The sequence below is a fragment of the Nocardiopsis sp. LDBS0036 genome, assembly GCF_041228755.1.
GTDB lineage: Bacteria > Actinomycetota > Actinomycetes > Streptosporangiales > Streptosporangiaceae > Nocardiopsis > Nocardiopsis dassonvillei.
The window spans coordinates 5,490,251-5,514,778 of the sequence record NZ_CP141103.1; the positions used below are offsets into that span (position 1 = coordinate 5,490,251).

Below are 24,528 nucleotides of genomic sequence, written 5' to 3' on the forward strand. Positions count from 1 at the left end.
GACGACGTGCGACTCACGATTATCGGGTCCTCGGGGAGCTTCCCCGGGCCGGACAGCCCGGCTTCCTCCTACATGCTCGAAGCGGACGGCTACCGCCTCCTGCTCGACATGGGCAACGGCGCGCTCGGAACTCTCCAGCGGCACGTCGACATCTACTCCGTCGACGCCGTCTACCTGAGCCACCTGCACGCAGACCACTGCTTCGACCTGTGCTCGTACTGGGTGGCCAGGGCGTACCACCCGGGCGGCGCCAAGCCCCGCATCCCGGTCTACGGGCCCGGCGGGGTGGCCCGGCGGATGGCCGAGGCCTACGGTCTGGAACCCGACCCGGGTATGACCGAGGTGTTCGAGTTCCACGAACTCTCCCCCGGGCCGTTCCGGATCGGCCCCTTCCAGGCCCGTGTCGACCACGTCAACCACCCGGTGGAGGCCTTCGGTATCCGCCTGGAGCACGGCGGCGCGTCCATGGCCTACTCCGGTGACACCGGGGTGTGCGACTCCCTGGTGGACCTGGCCGCCGACACCGACCTGTTCCTGTGCGAGGCCGCCTTCCAGGACCACCTCGACCACCCCAAGGACATGCACCTGACGGGCAGCGAGGCGGGAGAGCACGCCAGCCGGGCCCGCGCCCGCAGCCTGCTGCTGACCCACCTGGTGCCGTGGAACGACGACGACGTCACCCTCACCGAGGCGCGCTCCACCTACGACGGGCCCATCGGCCTGGCCCGCAGCGGCCAGGTGCACGAAGTCGGCGGCTGACCGGGGACGGGGCCGGGGCAGGCCGCGCGGTTGCGCACTCCAGCACCGCGGGGCACTCCACGGATATACGCTCTTGTCCATGGCCCGACCTGACGGACGCGTTCCGACCCAACTCCGCCCTGTGACCATCACCCGCAACTGGCTCCGCCACGCGGAAGGCTCCGTACTCGTCGAGTTCGGGGACACCCGCGTGCTGTGCGCCGCCAGCGTCGAGGACGGCGTCCCGCGCTGGCGCCGGGGCACCGGCGAGGGGTGGGTCACCGCCGAGTACGCGATGCTGCCCCGCTCCACCGACACCCGGGGCTCCCGAGAGTCGGTCCGCGGCAAGATCGGCGGCCGCACCCACGAGATCTCCCGCCTGGTCGGCCGCTCCCTGCGCGCCGTCGTGGACTTCAAGGCGATGGGCGAGCACACCATCACGCTGGACTGCGACGTGCTCCAGGCCGACGGAGGCACCCGCACCGCCGCGATCACCGGCGCGTACGTGGCGCTGGCCGACGCGATGAAGTGGCTGCGCAAGCGCCGCAAGCTCAAGAACAACCCGCTGACGGGCTCCCTGGCCGCGGTCAGCGTCGGCGTGGTCCAGGGCCAGCCCCGGCTGGACCTGAACTACCTGGAGGACTCGGTCGCCGACACCGACATGAACGTCGTCATCACCGGCGACGGCAAGTTCATCGAGGTGCAGGGCACCGCCGAGGGCGCCCCCTTCGACCGGGACCTGCTCAACCAGCTGCTCGACCTCGCGGTCTCCGGCTGCGGGGAACTGACCGCGATCCAGAAGAAGGCACTGTCGGAGTGACCGCCACCCCACGGGCCCATGCCCGTACCGGCGGTGCGCCCCGGGGAGGGGGAACCGTGAAGATCGTCCTGGCCACGCGCAACGCGAAGAAGGTCCCGGAGATGCGGGCCATCCTGGCCGACGCCGGGGTGGAAGCGGAGGTGCTCTCCCTCGACGCCTTCCCGGACGCACCGGAGGTGCCCGAGACCGAGGCGTCCTTCCTGGGCAACGCGCTGCTCAAGGCTCGGGCCATCGCCGCGCACACCGGGCTGCCCGCCGTCGCCGACGACTCCGGCATCGCCGTGGACGAACTGCGCGGGATGCCCGGAGTGCTGTCCGCGCGCTGGGCGGGCCGCTTCGGCGCGGGCGACCAGGACCGGGCCAACCTGGACCTGGTCCTGGACCAGATGGCCGACACCCCGGCCGAGCGCAGGGGCGCCGCGTTCGTGTGCGCGGCGGTGCTGGTGATGCCGGACGGGACCGAGGCGGTCGCCGAGGGCGTGCTGCGCGGCCGCCTGGTGCGCGAGCGCCGCGGGGAGAACGGCTTCGGGTACGACCCGGTGTTCGTCCCCGAGGGGGAGAGCCGCACCACGGCGGAGCTGTCCCCGGAGGAGAAGAACGCGATCAGCCACCGGGGGATCGCCTTCCGCAAGCTCGCCCGGGAGCTGGCGGACATCCTCTGAGGTCCCGGACGTGTTCCGGGGGCCGCGTCGGTCCCCGTCCCCGGGGCGGTCTCGCCCCGGGGACAGAAAATCCCGTCCTCCCATGTTTGGCCCCGCGGGACCCGGGAAGGGTCTGTGTCAGACGACAAGCAAGCCGACGAACGACCAGGCCCCGGACTGGAGTCCCCTCCGAGTCCAGGCGGATTTGACGCCGCCGCTGAGGTTGCCTAAACTCGATCGGGTCGCTGCGGGACGGCGAGACACCCCACGGGGTCGACTCGGAACCGGACCGCTGTCCTGACCTCCTCTCCAAGCTTCGATGGTTCGAGCACGCGCTCGGAGCGTGTAGGCTCGGGGAGTTGCCTCGAAAGAGGAACTGGTCTTCTTGGTCCGGTGCAATTTCGCAAAAACCGCCGATTTGGCGGGGCGCGGAACACCTGATAAAGTAAAGACACAACAAAGCGGAAACGCACAACGCCTTCGACGGAAAAGCTCACAGCAGCTTGTACACGAAGAGCGGTTGTTTCTTGAGAACTCAACAGCGCGTGTTTGATTTTCTTTAAGCCATGTTTGTTTTGGCCCCGTCACACAGAACCACTCGGTTCGTGTGCGGAGGTTCCTTTGATTAGCCGGGGTAACCCGGTTGGTCAGGATTACTTCTAGGTTTACCCGCCCAGACGGCTCCTTCGGGGGACGCGGGTCGGGTTGAGTGACCTTTATGGAGAGTTTGATCCTGGCTCAGGACGAACGCTGGCGGCGTGCTTAACACATGCAAGTCGAGCGGTAAGGCCCTTCGGGGTACACGAGCGGCGAACGGGTGAGTAACACGTGAGCAACCTGCCCCTGACTCTGGGATAAGCGGTGGAAACGCCGTCTAATACCGGATACGACCCGCCACCTCATGGTGGAGGGTGGAAAGTTTTTCGGTCAGGGATGGGCTCGCGGCCTATCAGCTTGTTGGTGGGGTAACGGCCTACCAAGGCGATTACGGGTAGCCGGCCTGAGAGGGCGACCGGCCACACTGGGACTGAGACACGGCCCAGACTCCTGCGGGAGGCAGCAGTGGGGAATATTGCGCAATGGGCGAAAGCCTGACGCAGCGACGCCGCGTGGGGGATGACGGCCTTCGGGTTGTAAACCTCTTTTACCACCAACGCAGGCTTCCAGTTCTCTGGAGGTTGACGGTAGGTGGGGAATAAGGACCGGCTAACTACGTGCCAGCAGCCGCGGTAATACGTAGGGTCCGAGCGTTGTCCGGAATTATTGGGCGTAAAGAGCTCGTAGGCGGCGTGTCGCGTCTGCTGTGAAAGACCGGGGCTTAACTCCGGTTCTGCAGTGGATACGGGCATGCTAGAGGTAGGTAGGGGAGACTGGAATTCCTGGTGTAGCGGTGAAATGCGCAGATATCAGGAGGAACACCGGTGGCGAAGGCGGGTCTCTGGGCCTTACCTGACGCTGAGGAGCGAAAGCATGGGGAGCGAACAGGATTAGATACCCTGGTAGTCCATGCCGTAAACGTTGGGCGCTAGGTGTGGGGACTTTCCACGGTTTCCGCGCCGTAGCTAACGCATTAAGCGCCCCGCCTGGGGAGTACGGCCGCAAGGCTAAAACTCAAAGGAATTGACGGGGGCCCGCACAAGCGGCGGAGCATGTTGCTTAATTCGACGCAACGCGAAGAACCTTACCAAGGTTTGACATCACCCGTGGACTCGCAGAGATGTGAGGTCATTTAGTTGGCGGGTGACAGGTGGTGCATGGCTGTCGTCAGCTCGTGTCGTGAGATGTTGGGTTAAGTCCCGCAACGAGCGCAACCCTTGTTCCATGTTGCCAGCACGTAATGGTGGGGACTCATGGGAGACTGCCGGGGTCAACTCGGAGGAAGGTGGGGATGACGTCAAGTCATCATGCCCCTTATGTCTTGGGCTGCAAACATGCTACAATGGCCGGTACAATGGGCGTGCGATACCGTAAGGTGGAGCGAATCCCTAAAAGCCGGTCTCAGTTCGGATTGGGGTCTGCAACTCGACCCCATGAAGGTGGAGTCGCTAGTAATCGCGGATCAGCAACGCCGCGGTGAATACGTTCCCGGGCCTTGTACACACCGCCCGTCACGTCATGAAAGTCGGCAACACCCGAAACTTGCGGCCTAACCCCTTGTGGGAGGGAGTGAGTGAAGGTGGGGCTGGCGATTGGGACGAAGTCGTAACAAGGTAGCCGTACCGGAAGGTGCGGCTGGATCACCTCCTTTCTAAGGAGTCTTTACAGGTCGGCATTACTTCTACAGCCGGCCGGACTCGAAAGTGGACCCGGCATCCTTCGGGGTGTTTGGGAGTGGCTGAAGATAGATCGAACTTGACCTCGGGCGACTAGAAGCGTCCGGGGGCGCGCTGTTGGGTGTCTGAGGAAACAACCTCTGCTCCGTAGGGAGTGGGTGTTGGTTCCCGCGGACCGTCTCCGAGAACTCTCGGGTCCTTGCCGTTGTGGTTGGGGATGTGAGTGGTGTTGGGGTATGCGGTTGGTGTTTTGATTTGTGAATAGTGTGCGCGAGCATCTTATTATCTGTAGTGGCCAAGTGATAGTGGCACACGGTGGATGCCTTGGCACCAGGCGCCGATGAAGGACGTGGGAGGCCGCGATAGGCCACGGGGAGCTGTCAACCGAGCTGTGATCCGTGGGTGTCCGAATGGGGAAACCTAGCCCGAGTTGTGTCGGGTTGCCGCCATCTGAATGTATAGGGTGGTTGGTGGTGACGCGGGGAAGTGAAACATCTCAGTACCCGCAGGAAGAGTAAACAACAGTGATTCTCCTAGTAGTGGTGAGCGAACGGGGAAGAGGCTAAACCGTAGGCGTGTGATAGACGGCAGTCGTTGCGTTTGCGGGGTTGTGGGACATATCTGTTCAGGTCTGCCGGCCTGGAGCGTTGATGTCGGTGTTAGTTGAAACCGTTGGGAAGCGGTACCGGAGTGGGTGAGAGTCCCGTAGATGAAGGTACCGGCTAGACGTTGATGTGTTCCCGAGTAGCGCGGAGCCCGTGAAAGTCCGTGTGAATCTGGCAGGACCACCTGCTAAGCCAAAATACGTCCTGGTGACCGATAGTGCACTAGTACCGTGAGGGAAAGGTGAAAAGTGCCCCGGTGAGGGGTCGTGAAATAGTACCTGAAACCGTGTGCTGTCAAGCCGTCAGAGCTGAAGCTTGTCTTTGGTGATGGCGTGCCTTTTGAAGAATGAGCCTGCGAGTCATGGTGTGTGGCGAGGTTAACCCGGGTGGGGTAGCCGTAGGGAAACCGAGTCTGAATAGGGCGATTTGAGTCGCATGCTGTGGACCCGAAGCGGAGTGATCTACCCATGTCCAGGGTGAAGCGGGGGTAAGACCTCGTGGAGGCCCGAACCCACCAGGGTTGAAAACCTGGGGGATGAGGTGTGGGTAGGGGTGAAAGGCCAATCAAACTCCGTGATAGCTGGTTCTCCCCGAAATGCATTTAGGTGCAGCGTCGCGTGTTTCTTGCTGGAGGTAGAGCTACTGTTTGGCTGATGGGCCCGACAAGGTTACTGACGTCAGACAAACTCCGAATGCCGGTTAAGTGAAGCGTGGCAGTGAGACTGCGGGGGATAAGCTTCGTAGTCGAGAGGGAAACAGCCCAGATCATCAGCTAAGGCCCCTAAGCGTGTGCTAAGTGGGAAAGGTTGTGGAGTTGCTGAGACAACCAGGAGGTTGGCTTAGAAGCAGCCATCCTTTAAAGAGTGCGTAATAGCTCACTGGTCAAGTGGTTCTGCGCCGATAATGTAGCGGGGCTAAAGCACACCGCCGAAGCTGTGAAGCTCACACGCATGTGTGGGTTGGTAGGGGAGCGTCGTGCGTCCGGTGAAGCTGCCGAGTGATCGTGTGGTGGAGGGCGTGCGAGTGAGAATGCAGGCATGAGTAGCGATAGCAACGTGAGAAACGTTGCCGCCGATTGACTAAGGGTTCCTGGGGCAGGTTAATCCGCCCAGGGTGAGTCTGGACCTAAGGCGAGGCCGACAGGCGTAGTCGATGGATAACGGGTTGATATTCCCGTACCCGTGCACGAGCGTCCAGTACTGAATCAGGTGATGCTAACCACGCTGGTGGTCTTGGGTCCCTTCGGGGAGCTTTGACTTACTGGTCTGGGAACCGAGCTTGTAGTAGGTAAGTGATGGGGTGACGCAGGAGGGTAGCTCTACCCGGCGGTGGTTGTCCGGGGGTAAGCGTGTAGGCCGGTGTGTTGGCAAATCCGCACACCATGAAGGTTGAGACGTGATGCCGAGCCGTTTTTGGTGAAGTGAGTGATCCCATGCTGTCGAGAAAAGCCTCTAGCGAGTTCGTGTGTGGCCAGTACCCTAAACCGACGCAGGTGGTCAGGTAGAGAATACCGAGGCGTTCGGGTGAACCATGGTTAAGGAACTCGGCAAATTGTCCCCGTAACTTTGGGAGAAGGGGAGCCCTGTCTGGTGACGGATCTTGCATCCTGAGCTGGGTGGGGTCGCAGATAGCGGGGGGAAGCGACTGTTTATTAAAAACACAGGTCCGTGCGAAGTCGTAAGACGCTGTATACGGACTGACGCCTGCCCGGTGCTGGAACGTTAAGAGGACTGGTTAGTGGGGGTTCGCCCCTGCGAAGCTGGGAATCTAAGCGCCAGTAAACGGCGGTGGTAACTATAACCATCCTAAGGTAGCGAAATTCCTTGTCGGGTAAGTTCCGACCTGCACGAATGGCGTAACGACTTCCCCACTGTCTCAACCATGGGCCCGGTGAAATTGCACTACGAGTAAAGATGCTCGTTTCGCGCAGCAGGACGGAAAGACCCCGGGACCTTCACTATAGCTTGACATTGGTGTTTGGGATGGTTTGTGTAGGATAGGTGGGAGCCGGTGAAGCTGTCACGCTAGTGGCGGTGGAGGCGTTGGTGAAATACCACTCTGACTGTTTCGGGCATCTAACTTTGGACCGTGATCCGGTTCGGGGACAGTGTCTGGTGGGTAGTTTAACTGGGGCGGTTGCCTCCCAAAGAGTAACGGAGGCGCCCAAAGGTTCCCTCAGCCTGGTTGGTAATCAGGTGTTGAGTGTAAGTGCACAAGGGAGCTTGACTGTGAGACGGACGTGTCGAGCAGGAGCGAAAGCTGGGACTAGTGATCCGGCACCGGCGTGTGGAAGCGGTGTCGCTCAACGGCTAAAAGGTACCCCGGGGATAACAGGCTGATCTTCCCCAAGAGTCCATATCGACGGGATGGTTTGGCACCTCGATGTCGGCTCGTCGCATCCTGGGGCTGGAGTTGGTCCCAAGGGTTGGGCTGTTCGCCCATTAAAGCGGCACGCGAGCTGGGTTTAGAACGTCGTGAGACAGTTCGGTCCCTATCCGCTGTGCGCGTTGGAGACTTGAGAAGGGCTGTCCCTAGTACGAGAGGACCGGGACGGACGAACCTCTGGTGTGCCAGTTGTCCTGCCAAGGGCATGGCTGGTTGGCTACGTTCGGGAGGGATAACCGCTGAAAGCATCTAAGCGGGAAGCTTGCTTCGAGATGAGGTCTCCTGCCTCCTTGAGGGGGTAAGGCTCCCTATAGACGATGGGGTTGATAGGCCGGGTGTGGAAGCCTTGTGAGGGGTGGAGCTGACCGGTACTAATAGGCCGAGGGCTTGTCCGCTGCAGATAATTGGATGTTCGCGCACACTTTTCACGGAGCTTGCTGCTCACTGTGATTCCCTGTCCTTTGGGGTGGGTGGAGTTGGGTGGGTGGTGTGTGGTTTCCGTGGTGGTTATTGCTGGAGGGTCACACCCGGTCTCTTTCCGAACCCGGTCGTTAAGTCTCTTTGCGCTGATGGTACTGCCCTGTGGTGGGGTGGGAGAGTAGGTCGCTGCCACGGTTTTTCGTTGAGGGGGGTCGCCTGTGGGCGGCCCCCCTTCTTTTTGTGGTGGGGGTGCGGGTTCCTGGGTGGGCCCCCCTGTTTCCAGTCAACCGGGTGCGGGGGTGGCGGTGCCAGAGCGTCTCGCGTCCTGTGGACAACCAGCCGTCCCCTCGAAGACGCGGCAGCCCGCCCGGGCCCCTGCCCGTTTCTGTTTTCGCTGGTGGGACAATTTCCGCATGACGAAGACAATCCCCTCAGAGCTTCTGGCCGCGGCGGAGGCCGCGAAGGGTTTCATGCCCACGGACGAGGGCGCCGCCCTCTTCGAGACCGCCGTCGCCTACGCCCAGGTCGGGCCGATCGTGGAGATCGGCACCTACTGCGGCAAGTCCACGATCTTCCTCGGCGCGGCCGCCCGCGCCACCGGGGCCAAGGTCCTCACTGTCGACCACCACCGGGGCTCGGAGGAGCACCAGGAGGGCTGGGAGTACCACGACGCGTCCCTGGTGGACGAGGCGACCGGCAGGTTCGACACCCTTCCGCACTTCCGGCGCACGATCACCGAAGCGGGCCTGGACGAGGAGGTCATCGCGCTCGTGGGCCGGTCCACCGATGTCGCGGCTGTCTGGGGTACCCCGCTCGGCATGGTCTTCATCGACGGCGGCCACAGCGAGGAGGCCGCCCAGAACGACTACGATGGTTGGAGTCCCCACGTCGCCCCCGGCGGGGCCCTCGTCATCCACGACGTGTTCCCCGACCCCGAGGACGGCGGCCGACCGCCCTACAACATCTACCGGAAGGCCCTCGACTCGGGGGAGTTCAAGGAGATGCGCGCGGTGGGCTCCCTGCGGGTGCTCGAACGCATCCGGGGGAAGTGAGCGGGCTAACAGTCTTTCCGATACACAGCTGCCCAGGGTAAGCCTTGGGTAAGAAGTGACAGTACGCTTACCTGCTCGGACTTGACATGGTTACGGGCGGGTATCGTGGCCTGGAGGGCTGAGCGATGGCGGCGTTATTCCCCGAATTACCGCTTCGGTCCTGACTCGAACTGAACGATCCGGGGCACTTGCGCGTCAAACATCAGGACGGCACGGTGCCGGACGTGATTTGCCATGGGGGCGGGGAACTGAGCGAGAGCACACACGGCGAAAGCGGGGCGGACGGACAGCGTCCCGGGAAGGACACGCCGGACACCAGGAACACCTCTGCCGAAGAGCTGTCCAACAAGCACAGTCCCGAGAGTGGAGTACCCAACATCGAGGGGGACCAATCCACTCATGACACTCCTGGAGGAGAAGAAAGCGTAGGAGAACAGCCCGAACCGGAGTTCATCAACCCGGTCACCTTCAAGACCAGCGGTACCTTCCTCCGTGACAAGGTCGCCCAGAACCTCGCGGAACAGGGCTTCGGTTCCGACGACACCGGCGACGACGCCGCGGAGGACTCCGGCGTTCCCGCCGACGCGCACGGCACCGATGCGGTTCACACCTCTCCCGCGGCCGGCTCCCCCGCCTCAGCCGGCAGCACGGGCACGGAGGAGTCCGACACGCGCGAGGACGGGGGTCGGGGGGACGGACGGTCCTCCCAGGCCGCCCCGCCCTTCGCGGCCGACGACACGTCCGTCGACCAGGACGGTACGGCCGGCGCCGACGAGCCCCCATCGCCGGTGTCCGACCGGACCGAGCCCATCTCGCTCGACTCCGTCCGCGCCGCCGCCTCCGCGGAGGCGGCGGAGACGTCCGACGACGCCTCCGGCAACGCCGGTGCCGAAGAGGGCGGGACAGACCTCTGGAGCCCGCGCGGGCAGGAGCGCACGGGAGTTCCCAAGAGCCCCGTGGCCGGAACCGTGACCGACGTCCAGGACTTCGAGGACGGGTCCGCCGAGGCCGCCACGTCCGCTGTGCCCGCCGCACCGGACGCGGTCGCTCCGGACCGTGACGGAGAGCAGAGGATCGACGAGTCCTCCGCGGCCGAGACGGCGTCCCTGTGGCCCGAGCCGCGTCGCCTCTCCTCCTACGTGGCCGATTCGCCCTCCCGGGAGCAGGACCGGGGCGCCCGCCCCGGTTTCGCCGCGGCCGCGGCCGGAGCGGCGGGTGCCGCGGGAGCGGCCGCCGCCCACTCCGGGGCACACGGCGACCCCAGCGGTCCCGGTGACACCACCAGTTCCAGTAACTCCGGTGGACCCAGCGGTCCCACCGGCCCTGGCGGCCCCAAGGGTCCGGCTGGGCCTGGCGGTACCGGGCCCGGCGGGCCCAAGGGCCCGGGTGACCCCAAGGCACGGGGTAAGAAGAAGGGCGCCGGTCAGAAGGCCAAGAAGCCCATGTGGTGGAGGATCCTGCGGGTCTTCCTCATCGTCACCGGCGTGTTCTTCATCATCGGGTGCGGTGTCTTCGCCTTCTTCTACAGCACCGTGGAGGTTCCGGACGCGGCCAAGGCCGACGTCCTGGAGGAGGGTTCCACCTTCTACTTCGCCGACGGCGAGACCGAGTTCGCCTACCGGGGCACCCACCGGGAGATCCTGTCCTACGACGAGATGACCGCGGGCGGCGACCACGTCGTCGAGGCGGTCATCTCCGCGGAGGACCGCGGTTTCTGGACCGAGCCCGGGGTGTCCGTGAGCGGCACCGCCCGCGCGGTCTGGTCCACCGTCACCGGCCAGCAGGTCCAGGGCGGCTCCACCATCACCCAGCAGATGGTCCGCAACTACTACGAGGGCATCTCCCGGGACGTGTCCATCACCCGCAAGGTGCGGGAGATCATCATCGCCCTCAAGGTCGACCGGAGCGAGTCGAAGGAGTGGGTGATGGAGCAGTACCTCAACACCATCTACTTCGGCCGCAACGCCTACGGAGTCCAGGCCGCCTCGCAGGCGTACTACCACAAGGACGTCCAGGACCTGGAGCCCGCCGAGGCCGCGTTCCTGGCCGCCGCCATCCAGCAGCCCACCCCCTTCGGTGAGGCCGACGTGGAGACCACCCCCTCCATGGAGCGGCGCTGGGAGTACGTCGTCAACGGCATGGTCACCACGGAGGCCATCACCCAGGCCGAGGCCGACGCGATGGAGTTCCCGGCGCCCGAGCCGGAGCGGCCCAGCGAGGGCACCGACCTGAGCGGCTACAAGGGCTACATGCTCCAGGAGGCCATGAACGAGCTGGAGCGGCTCGGCTACACCGAGGACCAGATCAACCGCCAGGGCTACAGGATCGTCACCACGTTCGACCAGGACATGATGGACGCCGCCTACGCCGCGGTGGAGGAGATGGTCCCGCCCGAGAACCGGCCCGAGGGCGTCAACGTCGGTCTGACCACCGTCGACCCGGCCACGGGCGAGGTCCTGGCCTTCTACGGCGGCCACGACTACTGGGAGAACCAGTACGACAGCTCCTTCCTCGGCGCCGCGCAGACCGGTTCGGCGTTCAAGCCCTACGTGCTCGCCACCGCCCTGGAGCAGGGCTACAGCCTCAACTCCACGGTGGACGGGCGCGGGCCGCGCACCATCGCGGGCTCGCGCATCCAGAACGCGGGCAACTCGCCGGGCGGCATCATGACGCTCACGCAGGCCACCCAGGTCTCCAACAACCTCGGTTTCATCGAGCTGGCCCAGGAGGTCGGTTTCGAGAACGTCCGCGACACCGTCTACGCCGCCGGGTGGCCCGAGGGGAGTGTGCCCGACAGCCAGCTGGTTCCGGTCATGCCGCTGGGCGCCTCCAGCGCCCGCACGGTCGACCAGGCCAGCGGGTACGCCACCTTCGCCAACGGCGGCGTCCACGTCGAGACGCACGTGGTGCGGGAGATCATCGACTCCGAGGGCGAGAACGTGCGCCCGGAGGTGGAGAGCAACAGGGCTCTGGAGGAGGAGACCGCGGCCGACGTCACCCACGCCCTCCAGCAGGTGGTCAACGGCGGTACCGGTACCGGGGCGCGGCTGGCCAACCACCCCACCGCGGGCAAGACCGGTACCACCGACGGCAGCGTCGCCGCCTGGTTCGTCGGTTACACCCCGCAGCTGTCCACGGCGGTGGGGATCTACAGCGGCAACAACGAGGGCTTCAGTATCCCCGGATACGGCTCTCTGTCGGGCGGTACGCTCCCGGCGTCGCTGTGGAACCGGTACATGAGCACCGCGATGGAGGGTTACGAGCCCGGTTCGTTCCCGAGCCCGGCCTTCAGCGGCACCACCGAGAACTGGGCTCCGGACGTGTCCACCGAGCAGCCCCAGCAGCCGCAGCAGCCGGAGGCGCCCGCGGAGCCGGAGACGCCGGTGGAGCCGGAGGTGCCCACCACGCCGGAGACGCCGGTGGAGCCGGAGGTGCCCACCACGCCCGAGTGGCCGGAGATCCCCGGTCCCGGGACCGATCCGGGTCCCGGTGAGGGCGGCGGCGGAGAGGAAGGCGGTGGCGGTGGCGGCGGTGAGAGCCCGCCGGCCAGACGCGACGACCTCTGGTGAGGTCCGGATCCGGTGGTGACCGGAGCCGGTGAGAACGGGGTGAGGGCCCGGCGGTGCGCACCGCCGGGCCCTCACCGTGTGTCGGGTCCTTCGTGTCCGGCCTCCGACGCATCCGCACCGGTCGGCGGACCGTGCCCTGTCCGCCCGAACCGACCTCGGTTCGCGGGGGCGGGCGTCCACGGGGTTCTGGAGGTGCCGGAGGCGGGTTCGTGAGGAACGGGCGAACCCGCCCTGGGCGCCGAAGGCGCCCGCATCGAAGGGCGCCCGGACACGAGCGGGACCGCGCCGCAGGCGTCCGCTGAGGGCGGTGGCGGGCGACGGGCGGGACGAAGCGGCGGTCCAAAAACACCGCCTAGTCGGCGGGGTCCCCGTCCCAGGTGTGCAGGAAGACCCGCGAGCCCGGTGTGGTCCCGGTGAGCGCGTCCACCGCCAGGATCACGGCGGCCGAGGTCCACGTGCTGCGCTCCACCGGCCAGCGCACCTGCTCGGCGAACTGGTAGCCCGTCCAGTACGCGCCGTCGTCGGCGTCGCGCAGGTGCTGCACGTCCCGCAGGAGGCGCACGCCCGCGTCCACGTCGCCGACGGCGGCCAGGGCCAGCACCAGCTCCGAGGTCTCCGCCGCGGTCACCCACGGCTGGTCGCTCACGCAGCGCACGCCCAGCCCGGGCACCACGAAGCGGTCCCAGCGCTCGGCGATGCGCTCCTTGGCGGCGGCGCCGCGCACGGCGCCGCCCAGGACGGGGTAGAACCAGTCCATCGAGAAGCGCCCGCGGTCGGCGAACAGGTCCTCGTGCCCGTTGATGAGCACCGCGAGGCGGTCGGCGGCGGCCGTCCACGCGGGGCGGGAGCGGCCCAGGCGCGCGGCCAGGGCGGCGCCGCAGCGCAGCGCGTGGTGCACGCTCGCGCACACCGTCAGCAGGGCGTGGTCCCCGGGGGCGCCGTTCTCCGAGCGGGCCCACAGGATCTCGCCGTGCTCGCCGCGCAGGGCCAGGACGAACTCCAGTCCCTCCTCGACCACCGGCCACATCCGCTCGGCGAACGCGGTGTCGCCGGTGACGAGCAGGTGGTGGAACAGGCCCACGGCGGGGTAGGCGGCGTGGTTGGCCTCGCGCAGCCGCGTCACCGGGACGCCCTGGCGGAACTTGGCGGGCCACCCGCCCCCGGGCGCACGGCTGTCGGCCAGCCACAGGTAGGCGCGTCGGGCCGCCTCGGCGTGTCCGGGCGCGCTGCGGCCGGTCACGGTCAGGGCCATGGCGCACTCCACGTGGTCCCACACGTCGGTGTGCCCGCCGGGGAACCACGGGATGGCCCCGCCGTCCTCCTGACAGCGCGCGAGGTAGGAGGCCGAGCGGTGCAGCTGCCCGGCGTCGAGCACGCCGGGCAGGCTCAGGGCGTCGTGAGGGGCCGGTCCGGCGGTGGGCGCGGGCGCGGGGGTGACGGACATCAGGCGTCGTGCGGTTTGCGCACGTACACGACCACACTCTTGCCGATGACCGGGTTGAGCAGGCGCTCGGCGACGCGGGTCACCGCGGGGGCCTTGAGCATGTCCCACACCAGCATGTCGTGGTAGGCCTTGGCGAGCGGGTGGTCGTCCCGGTCGGTGCCCACCGCGCACTTGATCCACCAGTAGGGCGCGTGCAGGGCGTGCGCGTGGTGGTGCGGGCCGATCTCGAAGCCGGTGGCCTTGAGCTTGGCCTCCAGTTCGGCGCGCGTGTAGATGCGGATGTGCCCGCCCTCGTTGGTGTGGTACTCCTCCGACAGGGCCCAGCACAGGCGCTCGGGCAGGAAGCTGGGCACGGTCACCGCGGCGATGCCGCCGGGCCGCAGCACCCGGAAGAGTTCGGCCATCGCGGCGGTGTCGTGCGGGAGGTGCTCGAAGATCTCGGCCGCGACCACCCGGTCGAAGCTGGCGTCGTCGAAGGGCATGTCCAGGGCGTCGCCCTTGACGGTCTCGGCCCTGGCCTCCTCGGGAGCCTCGCCCTCGTGGCGCATCGCGGCGAACATGGTCTCGACCTCGGCGAGGTCGGCGACGTTCTGGTCGAAGGCCACGATGTCGGCGCCGCGTCGGTAGACCTCGAAGGCGTGGCGGCCGCCGCCGCAGCCCAGGTCGAGCACGCGGTCGCCCGGGCCGACGGGGAACAGGTTGAAGTCGACGGTGATCAGTGGAGGCTCCCTGGGGATCTGGCTCGGGGATCTGGGTTGGGGGCTCCGCGGCCGCGGACGCGGGGCGGTGGATCGCCGCGTGGCCCGACGGGGCGGCGCGCGGCTCGGGCCGGTCAGGCGTCGTTCGCGCGGGCCCGCTCGGGTGCTGGCGGGGACGCGGGCTCGGCGGGCCCGGGGCGCGTGTCGCCGTCGACGGGGCGGTTGCCCCTCACGGCGTCGATGGTGGAGGCGTAGCGGCGCGCGGTCAGCTCGGCGACGGCTCTCCACGTGAAGCGTTCCTGGACCCGGCGCCAGGCGGCGGCGCCCATGCGCTCGCGTTCGGCGTCGTCGTCGAGCAGGGCGGCGAGCGCCTCGGCGAGCACCTCGGGGTCGCCCGGGGGCACCAGGCGCCCGGCGTCCCCGTCGGTGCCCACGACCTCGGGCAGCGCTCCGGCGTGGCTGGCCACCAGCGGCGTGGCGCAGGCCATGGCCTCCACCGCGGGCAGGGAGAACCCCTCGTAGAAGGACGGGACGACCGCCACCTGCGCGCTGGCGATGAGTTCGGCCAGGGCGGTGTCGTCGATGCCGCTGACGAACTCGACGCGGTCGCGCAGGCTCAGCTCGTCCACCAGCTGGTCGGTGGGGCCGCCGGGCTTGGGTCTGCTGACGACGGTCAGGGTGATGTCGCGTTCGGTGGCGAGTTTGGCCGCGGCGCGCAGCAGGACCGCCACACCCTTGAGGGGGCTGTCGGCGCTGGCGGTGCACACGATGCGTCCCGGTACGCGCTCCAGTGCGGGGCGCGGGTGGAAGTGGCGGGTGTCCACGCCCAGCGGGGTGACCTCCATGGCGGAGGGGGCGACGCCGAACTCGCGGGCGATGTCGTCGGCGGAGGACTGGGAGGGCACCAGGATCGGGTCGAGCCGGCGGGCGACCCTGGCCTGCATGCCCACGAACCCGTACCAGCGGCGCTTGGTGAGCCTGTGCAGGCCCCGGGCCTCGGCCAGTTCGATCCTGCGGTCCACGCTGATGGGGTGGTGGATGGTGGTGACCAGCGGCAGCCCGGCGGACCTGATGCCGAGCAGTCCCCAGCCCAGTGTCTGGTTGTCGTGGACGACGTCGAAGTCGTCCAGGCGGCGGCGCAGTTCGCGGTTGGCGCGCAGGGAGAAGGTGAGGGGCTCGGGGAACCCGGCGGTCCACATGGTGGCGACCTCCAGGGCGTCGATCCAGTCGCGCCACTCGCGTACGGGCGGGGCCTTGAAGGGGTGGGCGTCGTTGTACAGGTCCAGGGAGGGGACCTTCTCCAGGGTCACGCCCTCGTCCAGGACGGGGTAGGGCTGGCCGGAGAGGACGGTGACCTCGTGGCCCAGGGCGGCCAGTTCGCGCGAGAGGTGGCGGACGTACACGCCCTGTCCGCCGACGTGCTGCTTGCTGCGGTAGGACAGCAGGGCGACGCGCAGGGGGCGCTCGGCACGGGGCCGTGGGCTCGGTGTGGTGCCCGACTGGGTCAAGAGTCCACCTCTTCGTTGGGTCGCGGGCCCGGTCGCCGTGGGCGCGGATGCCGTCGGCCGGTGACAGGCGTGCGCGTGCCTATGTTACTCGGCAGTTGTGTTCGGACCGGCGTCGGGCCGGTTGGTAAGGGATCCTATGTCGGGTGCCCTGCGGTGGCGCTCCGGCGGGGCGCGTCGCCGCGTTCGGCGCGGCGGGCGCCCGGACGGCCGGGGGAGGGGTGGTGTTCATGCGCGGTACACAAATGAGAACAAATTCTACAAAGCCTGTCAGGCGATCCGAAAACCCCGGTCCTCTTTTCGTATTGCTACTGCTACGTCGGGCGATGAGGTGAGGATCATGGGCTTGGCCGGCCGTCTTCGGGGGAATCCGTTGGATAACGTGTTCTCGTAACAGCCGCCGCCTCCGGGTGGGCGTCGGCGACGGGCATCAGTGCCGCGGCGAGCGGGCAGCGCGCGGGCTGACGACGAAGGGGAGATCCTGTGGCGGTGCGGGCGGCGAGTGGAACGATGTCACGAAGTCAGACCCAGCGCCGCAGGCGCATCGTGCAGACCGCGGCCGCGCTGGCCGTGCGCGGTGGTGTCGAGGCCATGCAGATGCGTTCGGTGGCCGAGCGCGCGGGGGTCGCCCTCGGCACGCTCTACCGGTACTTCCCCTCCAAGATGGACCTGGTGGTGGCCGTGGTCACCGAGGAGCTGGACCTGTTGGAGGGCGGTATCGTCCGCCGCCCGCCCACCGCCGACACCCCCGCCGAACGCGCGGTCGACGTCCTGCTGCGGGCCACGCGCGGGCTGATGCGCGAGCCGGAGCTGGCCGACGCGCTGGTGCGCTCGCTCATCATGGCCGAGGTCAAGATCGAGCTCGACGTGCGCATCTCCGACCTGGTGTGGCGGGTGGCCACCGGCAACCTGGAGGGAGCCGAGGAGGAGGGCGGCGCCGAGGTGGACCGCGACAGCACCGGCTACGTCCTGGCGGGCTCGTTGACCAGCGTGTGGATCTTCGAGCTGGTGGAGGTCCTCAAGGGGCGCCGCGACGTGGACGAGGTGGAGCGGCGGCTCCAGACGGCGGCCGAGCGCCTGCTCGCCCCGTTCTGACCCGCTCACCCTCCCCCCGCGCCGGCGGGGGACCGGCGTCAGCCACCGCCGAAGAGCAGCCCCAACAGCCCGTCGAGCAGACCTGTACCGCCCCCGTCGTCGTCCCCGTCCTCCTCGGGCGGGCCGCCGGGGGCGTCGTCGTCTCCGGGTTCCTCCCCCTCGGGCGCGTCCGGACCGCCGTCGGGGCCCTCGCCTCCGGGGGGCGGGCTCGGCTCCTGCGCGGGCGGTGCGGGCGTGGTCCGCTCCGGAGCCGGGTCGGGGGCCTGGTGCCCGCTGCCGCCGCCGTCCTCCTGCCGCGGCTCCGTGCCGGCCCCGGGTTCGGCGGACTCCGTCGACGCGGCCGGGGGCTCCACGGTCGGTCCGGCCTCCGGTTTGGTGTCCGCGCTGGTCGCGTCGGTCTCCACCTGCGGGACCAGCGGACCGCGCTCGGCCTCGTCGGGCCCGGAGCCGATCATCGTCGAGGGGCCGCCCACGGCGCTGGCCCAGCCCCACAGCGCGACCGCCAGCACCACGGTGGCGAGGCCGGAGACGGCGGGCAGCGGCCAGCGGCGGCGGGCGGTGCGATGGTCGTCGGGGTCGTCACCGGAGTCGGGTCCGGCGGGGGATCGGGGGCCGGCCAGCGGGGTGACCGCTTCGTCGCGCACCGGGTGGTCGCGCGTGGTCAGCCGGTCGCCGGGCAGGGCGCGGGGCGGCGCCTCGGGGCCGGGCTCGGCCGCCTCGGCCTCCTCCTCGACCGCCCCGGCGGCGCGGGAGCGGTGCATCGGGTACCCCTCGCCGGTGAGGGGGTGCATCTGCGCGGCGATGCGCTCGCGGGCCGCGGCGAGGCCGGGGTCGGTGCAGGTGCGCACCACCGCCTCGCGCAGGCCGGGCGGAGGGCCGGGCGGGCGCAGCAGGGCCAGGGCCTGGGAGACGTCGTGCACCTGGGCGCGCCAGGCGGCGGTTCCCGGGCCGCCGGTGTCCCCGGCACCGTCCGGCGCTCCCGCCTCCCGGGAGGGGCGGGGGTCCGGGACGCGGCGCCCGCCGTCGCGGCCGTCCAGGTTCTCGGCGGCGCGGCGGATCGCCGAGCGCGACAGCTCGCCGCAGATCTGGGGGTCCAGGCCCAGGACGCGCGCGACCGCGGAGGTGGGCAGCGCGTGCCGCAGGTTCAGCTCCACCAGTTCGCGGTGGCTGGCGGGCAGCCGGGCGAACATGCGGGCCACCGGCTCCTCCGCGGGCACCGTGGCCAGCCGGGTGTAGGGGCTCACGTGGGCCAGGCCGCGGCGCTGGCAGGCCGAGCGGACCAGGGCGTACAGCCAGGAGCCGAGGTCGGCCGGGTCCGCGCGCCGCGAGTCGAGGACGACACCGGCGACGAGGCCGTCGTGCACGGCCTCGGCCGCCTGCCCGGTGTCCTCCTCACCCAGTAGCGACCAGGCGTACCGGTACAGGGACGGGGCGAAGGCGTCGTAGAGCGCCTCGACCGTCGACGGTTCGCCTGGTTCGCTACCTCTGGTCACTTTTCTAACCCCCCGTTTCCCGCGACGGTAGCGAGGGGCGCGGCGACGCGTGGGTGAATCGTCTACCTGTGTCTTGAAGGTAAGTCTTCTGTAACCTCGGGGCCGGACGCGGGACCCGACGGTCGCGGATCGGCTACTCTCCGCCGCGTGACGGCGACCCTATGGCGATCATCCGCTCGACGGAGCGGCGGGCGCGCGCGGAGGTGTCGGCGTCGACCGTGATCTCGGTCGTGCCGAACCGCAGCGCGTTGAGCAGCTTGTCCGCGTCGATCATCTTCATGTAGTGGCACTCGGCGCGCGAGTTGACCGCCTCGAACTCCGTGTTCGGGTTGGCGTTGCGCAGCTGGTGCAGCATGCCGGTCTCGGTCGCGATGAGGACCTTCTTGGCACTGGTGTTCTCCGCGGCGGTCAGCATCCCGCCGGTGGAGAGGACCTTGACGCGCTCCTGCGGTACGGCGCCGCTGCCCACGAGGTAGAGGGCGGAGGTGGCGCAGCCGCACTCGGGGTGGACGTAGACCTCGGCGTCGGGTTCGGAGGCGACCCGCTCGCGCAGGGTGTGCCCGTCGATCCCGGCGTGCACATGGCACTCGCCCATCCACACGTGGATGTTGTCGCGGCCGGTGACCCGCTTGACGTGGGCGCCCAGGAACTGGTCCGGCAGGAAGAGGATCTCGCGGTCCTCGGGGATGGAGCGGATGACGTCCGCGGCGTTGGAGGAGGTGCAGCAGATGTCGGTCTCCGCCTTGACCGCGGCGGTGGTGTTGACGTAGGCGACCACGACCGCGTCGGGGTGCTCGGCCTTCCAGACGCGCACGTCCTCGGCGGTGATGGTGTCGGCCAGCGAGCACCCGGCGTTGGGGTCGGGCAGCAGGACGGTCTTGTGCGGGGCGAGGATCTTGGCGGTCTCGGCCATGAAGTGCACACCGCAGAAGACGATGGTGCTCGCGTCGACACCGGCGGCCAGGCGGGACAGAGCCAGGGAGTCGCCGGTGTGGTGGGCGACGTCCTGGATTTCCGGGCGCTGGTAGTTGTGCGCGAGGATGACAGCGTCGCGCTCCTTCGCCAGGCGGTGGACCTCTGCGGCCCATTCCTGCCTGGTCATGGTGTCCGCCGTGGCGGTGACCGGTGCCATGTCCAACTACTTCCTTGAGGCTGTGGGCAACGCCGCGCGGGCGCCGTGCCGGGGAGGGTCGGTGCGGATGAGGACAAGTTTTTGTCTGTCAGGCACAAACCTGATGAAGCTTAACATGACGGGTAACGGAAGGGACAGGGTGGACATCCCTCAGGAAAACGGACAGGTCGCGGCGTCCGTCTGCTCCGCGTCCGACCACGCGGAGCTGTCGGTGCACGAGGCGCTCGCGGTCGTGCTCCAGATCCGTGCCGGAGAACTGTGCGTCCTGCTGTGGCGCAGGGCCCTGCCGCCCTGCGAGGGCGCCTGGGCGCTGCCCGGCGGCAGGCTCGGCCGGGGGGAGAACCTGGGCGCCTCCATCCGGCGCCAGCTCGCCCAGAAGGTCGACGTGAGGGATCTGTCACACCTGGAGCAGCTGGAGACCCGCAGCGACCCCGACCGCGTCCCCCGGCGCCGCACCCTGGCCACCGCCTACGTGGGGCTGGTCCCCGCCGACGTGGACCCGGTCGTGCCCGACGACACCGGCTGGCACCCGGCCGCCGACCTGCCGACCATGGCCTTCGACCACGCCTCCATCGTCCGCTCCGGACGCCAGCGGCTGCGCGCCAAGCTCAGCTACACCAACGTCGGGTTCGCCCTCGCGCCGCCGGAGTTCACGATGTCGGAGCTGTCCGGCTACTACCGGGCCGCGCTGGGCCACGACGTGGCCGCCACCAACCTGCGCCGCGTCCTGCTGCGGCGGGGGCAGATCGAGGAGACCGGCCGCTCGGTGCCCTCGGGCCGCTCCGGGGGCAGGCCCGCCGCCCTCTTCCGGTTCCGCGACCGCAGCCTCCAGGTCACCGACGCCTTCGCGGTGCTGCGCCCGCCCAGCTGAGGCCTCCGCGGGCGGGCCCGCCCGGTCCCGCCCCCGTGAGCCGGTCCTCCCGACCGGGCGCCGCGGCCGGGCCGCGCCGTCGGGAGCGCGCGGTGCGCGCCGGTCCCGGGCCGCGGCCCCCTCCCCTGCCCGGGGACCGTCGTCGGCGGCTTGTACACTCCCTGACCGTGGCAATTCGTACTGCGGTCTTCGACGTCGGCGAGACACTCGTCGACGAGACGCGGATCTTCGCTCGCTGGGCCGACCGCTTCGGCATCCCGCACATGGCCTTCTTCGGGACCATCGGGGGCGTGCTCGCCTCCGGCGGCACCCTCACCGACGGCTTCCGCCTGCTCGTGCCCGGGTTCGACCTCGCGGCCGAGAGCGCGCGCTGGCGCGCCGAGGACCCCGACGGGGAGCGCGAGCACTTCGGCGAGGCCGACCTGTACCCCGACGTGCGCCCCGCCTTCGCGGCCATGCGCGCGTCCGGGATCTCCCTGGTCATCGCGGGCAACCAGCCGCCCGAGGCCGGGCCGACCCTGACCGCCATGGACCTGGGCGTCGACGGCATCGGCATCTCCGACGTCTGGGGCGTCAAGAAGCCCGAACCCGCGTTCTTCGACCGCGTCCTGTCCCTGGTCCGGGCCGCCAGCCCCGGCACCGAACCCGGCGAGATCGTCTACGTCGGCGACCGCGTCGACAACGACGTCCTCCCCGCCCGCGCCGCCGGGATGCGCACCGTCCTGCTGCGCCGGGGCATCTACGGCTACCGCCACGCCGCCGCCGAGGAGGCGGCCCGCGCCGACGCCGTCCTGGACGACCTGCACCAGCTCGCCGACTGGATCGGCCGTCAGAACTGAGGCGGCACGCCGAGGGGCCGGGTCCCACGACCCGGCCCCTCGGCGTGTCCGCGCCACCTTCGGTCCCGGTACGGTCACGGCCTCCACCTCACGGTTTGACCAGCGCGCGCGGGGGTAACGTGCGAACGGCCTGCCCCTCGCCACACCTCACCTTTCCGGACCCTCCGGTTCCCCGAATGGAGACGACACCGCCGATGATCGCGTTCGAGGGCGCCGCCAAGCTCTATCCCGACGGCACGGTGGCCGTCGACCAGCTGGACCTGACCGTCGAGACCGGCCAGACGACGGTCTTCGTGGGTCCCTCCGGCAGCGGCAAGACCACGTCGCTGCGGATGATCAACCGCATGGTCGAACCGACCGGGGGCACCGTCCGCATCGACGGCGAGGACGTGCGCGAGCGCGACCCCGCCGCGCTGCGCCGCTCCATCGGCTACGTCATCCAGCAGGCCGGGCTCTTCCCGCACCGCACCGTGCGTGACAACATCGCCACCGTGCCCCTGCTGCTCGGCTGGGGCCGGGCCAGGGCCAGGGCGCGCGCCGCGGAGCTGATGGAACTGGTAGGTCTGGAGCCCGCCCAGGCCAGGCGCTACCCCCACCAGCTCTCCGGGGGTCAGCAGCAGCGCGTCGGCGTCGCCCGCGCGCTGGCCGCCGACCCGCCCATCCTGCTGATGGACGAACCCTTCAGCGCCGTGGACCCCGTCGTGCGCGCCAGCCTCCAGGACGAGCTCCTGCGCCTGCAGAAGGAGCTGCACAAGACCATCGTCTTCGTCACCCACGACATCGACGAGGCCGTCCGGCTCGGTGATCGCATCGCCGTCTTCCGCCCCGGCGGGAGGCTCGCCCAGTACGACACGCCCCAGAACCTGCTGGCCGCGCCCCAGGACGCCTTCGTGGAGTCCTTCATCGGCTACGACCGGGGAGTGCGGCGCCTGTCCTTCTTCCCGGCCGACAGGCTCTCCCCGCGCCAGGACGCCGTCCTGGAGGAGAGCGTGCGCGCGGGCGCCGCGGTCGCCCCGCTCGGGAACGAGCCCTGGGCCCTGGTCGTCAGCGGCGACCGCATGCCCCTGGGCTGGGTCAGCGCGCGGCAACTGGCCGACGCGCCCGCCGACACCGCCCTGGGCTCACTCGAACTCGCGCCCTTCGGCCACACCTTCGACGTGGGCACCGACTCCCTGCGCGCCGCCCTGGACGCGGCGGTGCTCTCGCCCGCGGGCCGCGCGGTCGGCGTCGACGCCGACGGTCGGGTGGTCGGCGTGGTCTCGCAGGACGACCTGGGCGCCGCTCTGTGGTCGGTGACCGAGTGATCGCCGAGGCCGTCGCCGGGGTCTGGGACGCCGGGTCCGCGGCCGGATCCGGCACCGGGGCGCTCGCCGGGGCGTGGGACTGGGTCGTGCGCGTCGTGGACTGGGGCGTCGGGAACTGGAGCCACCCCGGCGACCCGGACCGGGGCGTCCTGCCCCGCCTGACCGAGCACATGCGGCTGTCCTACCTGTCCATCCTCATCGGACTGGCGGTCGCCCTGCCCCTGGGGCTGGCGTGCGCGCGCTGGAAGCCCCTGTACCCGCCGGTGCTGACCGGTGTGAACGTGCTCTACGCGGTGCCCTCCATCGCCCTGTTCTTCCTCATGCTGCCCTACACCGGGTTCAGCGACTGGACGGCCGTCGTGCCGCTGGCCCTGTACACCCTGGTGATCCTGCTGCCCAACGTGGTGGACGGGCTGCGCCAGGTTCCCGACCACGTGCGCCAGGCGGCCGTCGCCATGGGCTTCGGTCCGCTGCGGCGCCTGCTGTACGTGGAGATGCCGGTGGCCGTGCCGGTGGTCATCGCCGGGTTGCGGGTGGCCTCGGTGGCCACCATCAGCATGGTCAGCGTCGCCTCGCTGGTGGGCCTGGGCGGGCTCGGCCGGCTCATCCTCAGCGAGGGCTTCCGGCGCCAGTTCGACGCGCCCATCGTGGTCGGCATCGTGCTCACCGTGGCCCTGGCGTTCGTCACCGACGCGGTGCTCGTGCTCGCTCAGCGCCTGCTCACCCCCTGGTCGCGCCGCGACGGCGCCGTACCGCGCCGCAGGCGCCGGGCGGTCGCGGCGGAGGCGGCCGCGGCGGACCCGGCAGTGGGTTCGGCAGCGGAGCCGCAGGCCGCGACCGCGGCTGGGGGACGGTCGCCAGCGGACCCGGGCACCGGTGGCACGGCGGGGGAGAGGTAGCCATGGACATCCTCAACGACCTGGTCGCGTGGTTCGCCGACCCGGCCCAGTGGACCGGCGGCGCGGGCATCCCCGCGCGCCTGGGCGAGCACGTCTACTACTCGCTGCTCGGGCTGCTGCTGTCCGCCGCCGTCGCGGTCCCCCTGGGACTGCTCACCGGGCACACCGGTGTGGGCGGCTTCCTCACCACCAGCCTCGCCAACTTCGCCCGCGCCCTGCCCACCATCGGCGTCCTGTTCCTCATCGTGCTGGCCGCCGGTATCGGGATCGTGCCCGTGCTGTGCGCGCTGGTGGCGCTGGCCGTGCCCCCGATCCTGGTCAACACCCACGAGGGCGTGCGCGGTGTGGAGCCCCGGCTCAGGGACGCCGCCGTCGGGATGGGTATGCGCGGCCACCAGGTGCTGCTGCGCCTGGAACTGCCCGTGGCCACGCCGCTCATCCTCATCGGGATGCGCACCGCCGCCGTCCAGGTGGTCGCGACCGCGACCATCGCCGCCTACGTGGGGGTCGGCGGCCTGGGCCGCTACATCGTCGACGGCCAGGCACGCCAGGACCTGACGATGATGCTCGGCGGATCGGTGCTGGTGGTGCTGCTCGCGGTCCTGACCACGCTCGTGTTCGCCGGACTGCGGCGGCTCCTGGTCGCCCCCGGCCTGCGCCAGGCCGCGCCGCAGGGCTAGGCGGAGCCGGACCGCGCCGCGGAGCCGGGCCACACCACAGAACCGGGCCGGGTCACAGGGCCAGG

General features: G+C 69.2%; 17 protein-coding genes and 3 rRNA genes. 14 read left to right on the plus strand and 6 right to left on the minus strand.

What is annotated here, in order from left to right; translation table 11 throughout:
• Window positions 1-6 precede the first annotated feature (6 nt).
• The 7 genes from UIS43_RS23510 to UIS43_RS23540 all read left to right on the plus strand — a co-directional run bounded on the left by UIS43_RS23510 (window position 7) and on the right by UIS43_RS23540 (window position 8,934).
• Window positions 7-759 carry an MBL fold metallo-hydrolase gene (locus UIS43_RS23510; protein ID WP_013151439.1) on the plus strand — a complete coding sequence of 251 codons (753 nt, stop codon included), beginning with the start codon at window positions 7-9 and terminating at the stop codon, window positions 757-759.
• Window positions 760-838: 79 nt separating this feature from the next.
• The gene (gene rph, locus UIS43_RS23515) at window positions 839-1,558 is read left to right on the plus strand and encodes a ribonuclease PH (RefSeq protein ID WP_013151440.1); all 720 of its coding nucleotides are present in this window, start codon (window positions 839-841) and stop codon (window positions 1,556-1,558) included.
• A 56-nt stretch (window positions 1,559-1,614) separates the two neighbouring features.
• Window positions 1,615-2,220: an RdgB/HAM1 family non-canonical purine NTP pyrophosphatase gene (rdgB, locus tag UIS43_RS23520; protein WP_019611460.1), complete on the plus strand. Its 606-nt coding sequence runs from the start codon at window positions 1,615-1,617 to the stop codon at window positions 2,218-2,220.
• A gap of 694 nt (window positions 2,221-2,914) precedes the next feature.
• Window positions 2,915-4,447: ribosomal RNA gene (locus tag UIS43_RS23525) — 16S ribosomal RNA — on the plus strand.
• A 317-nt stretch (window positions 4,448-4,764) separates the two neighbouring features.
• Window positions 4,765-7,858: ribosomal RNA gene (locus UIS43_RS23530) — 23S ribosomal RNA — on the plus strand.
• A 103-nt stretch (window positions 7,859-7,961) separates the two neighbouring features.
• Window positions 7,962-8,077, plus strand: a 5S ribosomal RNA gene (rrf, locus tag UIS43_RS23535).
• Together the 16S, 23S and 5S rRNA genes form the textbook arrangement of a ribosomal RNA operon.
• A 218-nt stretch (window positions 8,078-8,295) precedes the next feature.
• Complete coding sequence (locus UIS43_RS23540) at window positions 8,296-8,934, plus strand: class I SAM-dependent methyltransferase (RefSeq protein WP_117198434.1); 639 nt, start codon at window positions 8,296-8,298, stop codon at window positions 8,932-8,934.
• Between the two features lie 146 nt (window positions 8,935-9,080).
• On the opposite strand, the gene UIS43_RS23545 is transcribed toward UIS43_RS23540, so the two are convergent.
• Complete coding sequence (locus UIS43_RS23545; RefSeq protein WP_358457241.1) at window positions 9,081-9,542, minus strand: hypothetical protein; 462 nt, start codon at window positions 9,540-9,542, stop codon at window positions 9,081-9,083.
• Between the two features lie 180 nt (window positions 9,543-9,722).
• On the opposite strand from UIS43_RS23545, the gene UIS43_RS23550 reads away from it, so the two are divergent.
• Window positions 9,723-12,503: a transglycosylase domain-containing protein gene (locus UIS43_RS23550; RefSeq protein WP_370011720.1), complete on the plus strand. Its 2,781-nt coding sequence runs from the start codon at window positions 9,723-9,725 to the stop codon at window positions 12,501-12,503.
• A 352-nt stretch (window positions 12,504-12,855) separates the two neighbouring features.
• Here the strand turns inward: UIS43_RS23550 and UIS43_RS23555 are convergent, their stop codons facing one another.
• The 3 genes from UIS43_RS23555 to UIS43_RS23565 form a co-directional block, all read right to left on the minus strand.
• The gene (locus tag UIS43_RS23555) at window positions 12,856-13,947 is read right to left on the minus strand and encodes a prenyltransferase (RefSeq protein WP_013151444.1); all 1,092 of its coding nucleotides are present in this window, start codon (window positions 13,945-13,947) and stop codon (window positions 12,856-12,858) included.
• A complete protein-coding gene (locus UIS43_RS23560; protein ID WP_081461687.1) occupies window positions 13,947-14,618 on the minus strand; it encodes a class I SAM-dependent methyltransferase in 672 nt (223 codons plus the stop codon). Before UIS43_RS23560 ends, UIS43_RS23555 begins: the two co-directional genes overlap by 1 nt.
• 161 nt (window positions 14,619-14,779) lie before the next feature.
• The gene (locus UIS43_RS23565; protein WP_370011721.1) at window positions 14,780-16,153 is read right to left on the minus strand and encodes a glycosyltransferase family 4 protein; all 1,374 of its coding nucleotides are present in this window, start codon (window positions 16,151-16,153) and stop codon (window positions 14,780-14,782) included.
• Between the two features lie 480 nt (window positions 16,154-16,633).
• On the opposite strand from UIS43_RS23565, the gene UIS43_RS23570 reads away from it, so the two are divergent.
• The gene (locus UIS43_RS23570; protein ID WP_041552222.1) at window positions 16,634-17,245 is read left to right on the plus strand and encodes a TetR family transcriptional regulator; all 612 of its coding nucleotides are present in this window, start codon (window positions 16,634-16,636) and stop codon (window positions 17,243-17,245) included.
• A 38-nt stretch (window positions 17,246-17,283) separates the two neighbouring features.
• Here the strand turns inward: UIS43_RS23570 and UIS43_RS23575 are convergent, their stop codons facing one another.
• On the minus strand, window positions 17,284-18,738 hold the full coding sequence (locus UIS43_RS23575) for an RNA polymerase sigma factor (protein ID WP_370011723.1): 1,455 nt from the start codon (window positions 18,736-18,738) through the stop codon (window positions 17,284-17,286).
• A gap of 133 nt (window positions 18,739-18,871) precedes the next feature.
• A complete protein-coding gene (nadA, locus tag UIS43_RS23580; RefSeq protein ID WP_013151449.1) occupies window positions 18,872-19,870 on the minus strand; it encodes a quinolinate synthase NadA in 999 nt (332 codons plus the stop codon).
• Window positions 19,871-20,009: 139 nt separating this feature from the next.
• Here nadA and UIS43_RS23585 point away from each other — a divergent pair, with 139 nt between their 5' ends.
• The 5 genes from UIS43_RS23585 to UIS43_RS23605 all read left to right on the plus strand — a co-directional run bounded on the left by UIS43_RS23585 (window position 20,010) and on the right by UIS43_RS23605 (window position 24,463).
• Window positions 20,010-20,741, plus strand: a complete 732-nt coding sequence (locus UIS43_RS23585; protein ID WP_013151450.1) for an NUDIX domain-containing protein — start codon at window positions 20,010-20,012, stop codon at window positions 20,739-20,741.
• A 167-nt stretch (window positions 20,742-20,908) separates the two neighbouring features.
• Window positions 20,909-21,580, plus strand: a complete 672-nt coding sequence (locus UIS43_RS23590; protein WP_013151451.1) for an HAD family hydrolase — start codon at window positions 20,909-20,911, stop codon at window positions 21,578-21,580.
• A 194-nt stretch (window positions 21,581-21,774) separates the two neighbouring features.
• Window positions 21,775-22,884 carry an ABC transporter ATP-binding protein gene (locus UIS43_RS23595; RefSeq protein WP_013151452.1) on the plus strand — a complete coding sequence of 370 codons (1,110 nt, stop codon included), beginning with the start codon at window positions 21,775-21,777 and terminating at the stop codon, window positions 22,882-22,884.
• Window positions 22,881-23,783, plus strand: coding sequence for an ABC transporter permease (locus UIS43_RS23600; protein WP_013151453.1), 903 nt, complete (start codon window positions 22,881-22,883; stop codon window positions 23,781-23,783). Before UIS43_RS23595 ends, UIS43_RS23600 begins: the two co-directional genes overlap by 4 nt.
• A gap of 2 nt (window positions 23,784-23,785) precedes the next feature.
• Window positions 23,786-24,463 (plus strand): ABC transporter permease, encoded by a 678-nt coding sequence (locus tag UIS43_RS23605; RefSeq protein WP_013151454.1) that lies wholly within the window; start codon window positions 23,786-23,788, stop codon window positions 24,461-24,463.
• The last annotated feature ends 65 nt before the right edge of the window (window positions 24,464-24,528 follow it).

Bases quoted from the DNA above. Each gene is read 5' to 3' on its own strand.
- rph (WP_013151440.1), top strand. From the start codon at position 839: ATGGCCCGACCTGACGGACGCGTTCCGACCCAACTCCGCCCTGTGACC.
- UIS43_RS23540 (WP_117198434.1), top strand. From the start codon at position 8,296: ATGACGAAGACAATCCCCTCAGAGCTTCTGGCCGCGGCGGAGGCCGCG.
- UIS43_RS23555 (WP_013151444.1), bottom strand. From the start codon at position 13,947: ATGTCCGTCACCCCCGCGCCCGCGCCCACCGCCGGACCGGCCCCTCAC.
- nadA (WP_013151449.1), bottom strand. From the start codon at position 19,870: ATGGCACCGGTCACCGCCACGGCGGACACCATGACCAGGCAGGAATGG.
- UIS43_RS23595 (WP_013151452.1), top strand. From the start codon at position 21,775: ATGATCGCGTTCGAGGGCGCCGCCAAGCTCTATCCCGACGGCACGGTG.
- UIS43_RS23605 (WP_013151454.1), top strand. From the start codon at position 23,786: ATGGACATCCTCAACGACCTGGTCGCGTGGTTCGCCGACCCGGCCCAG.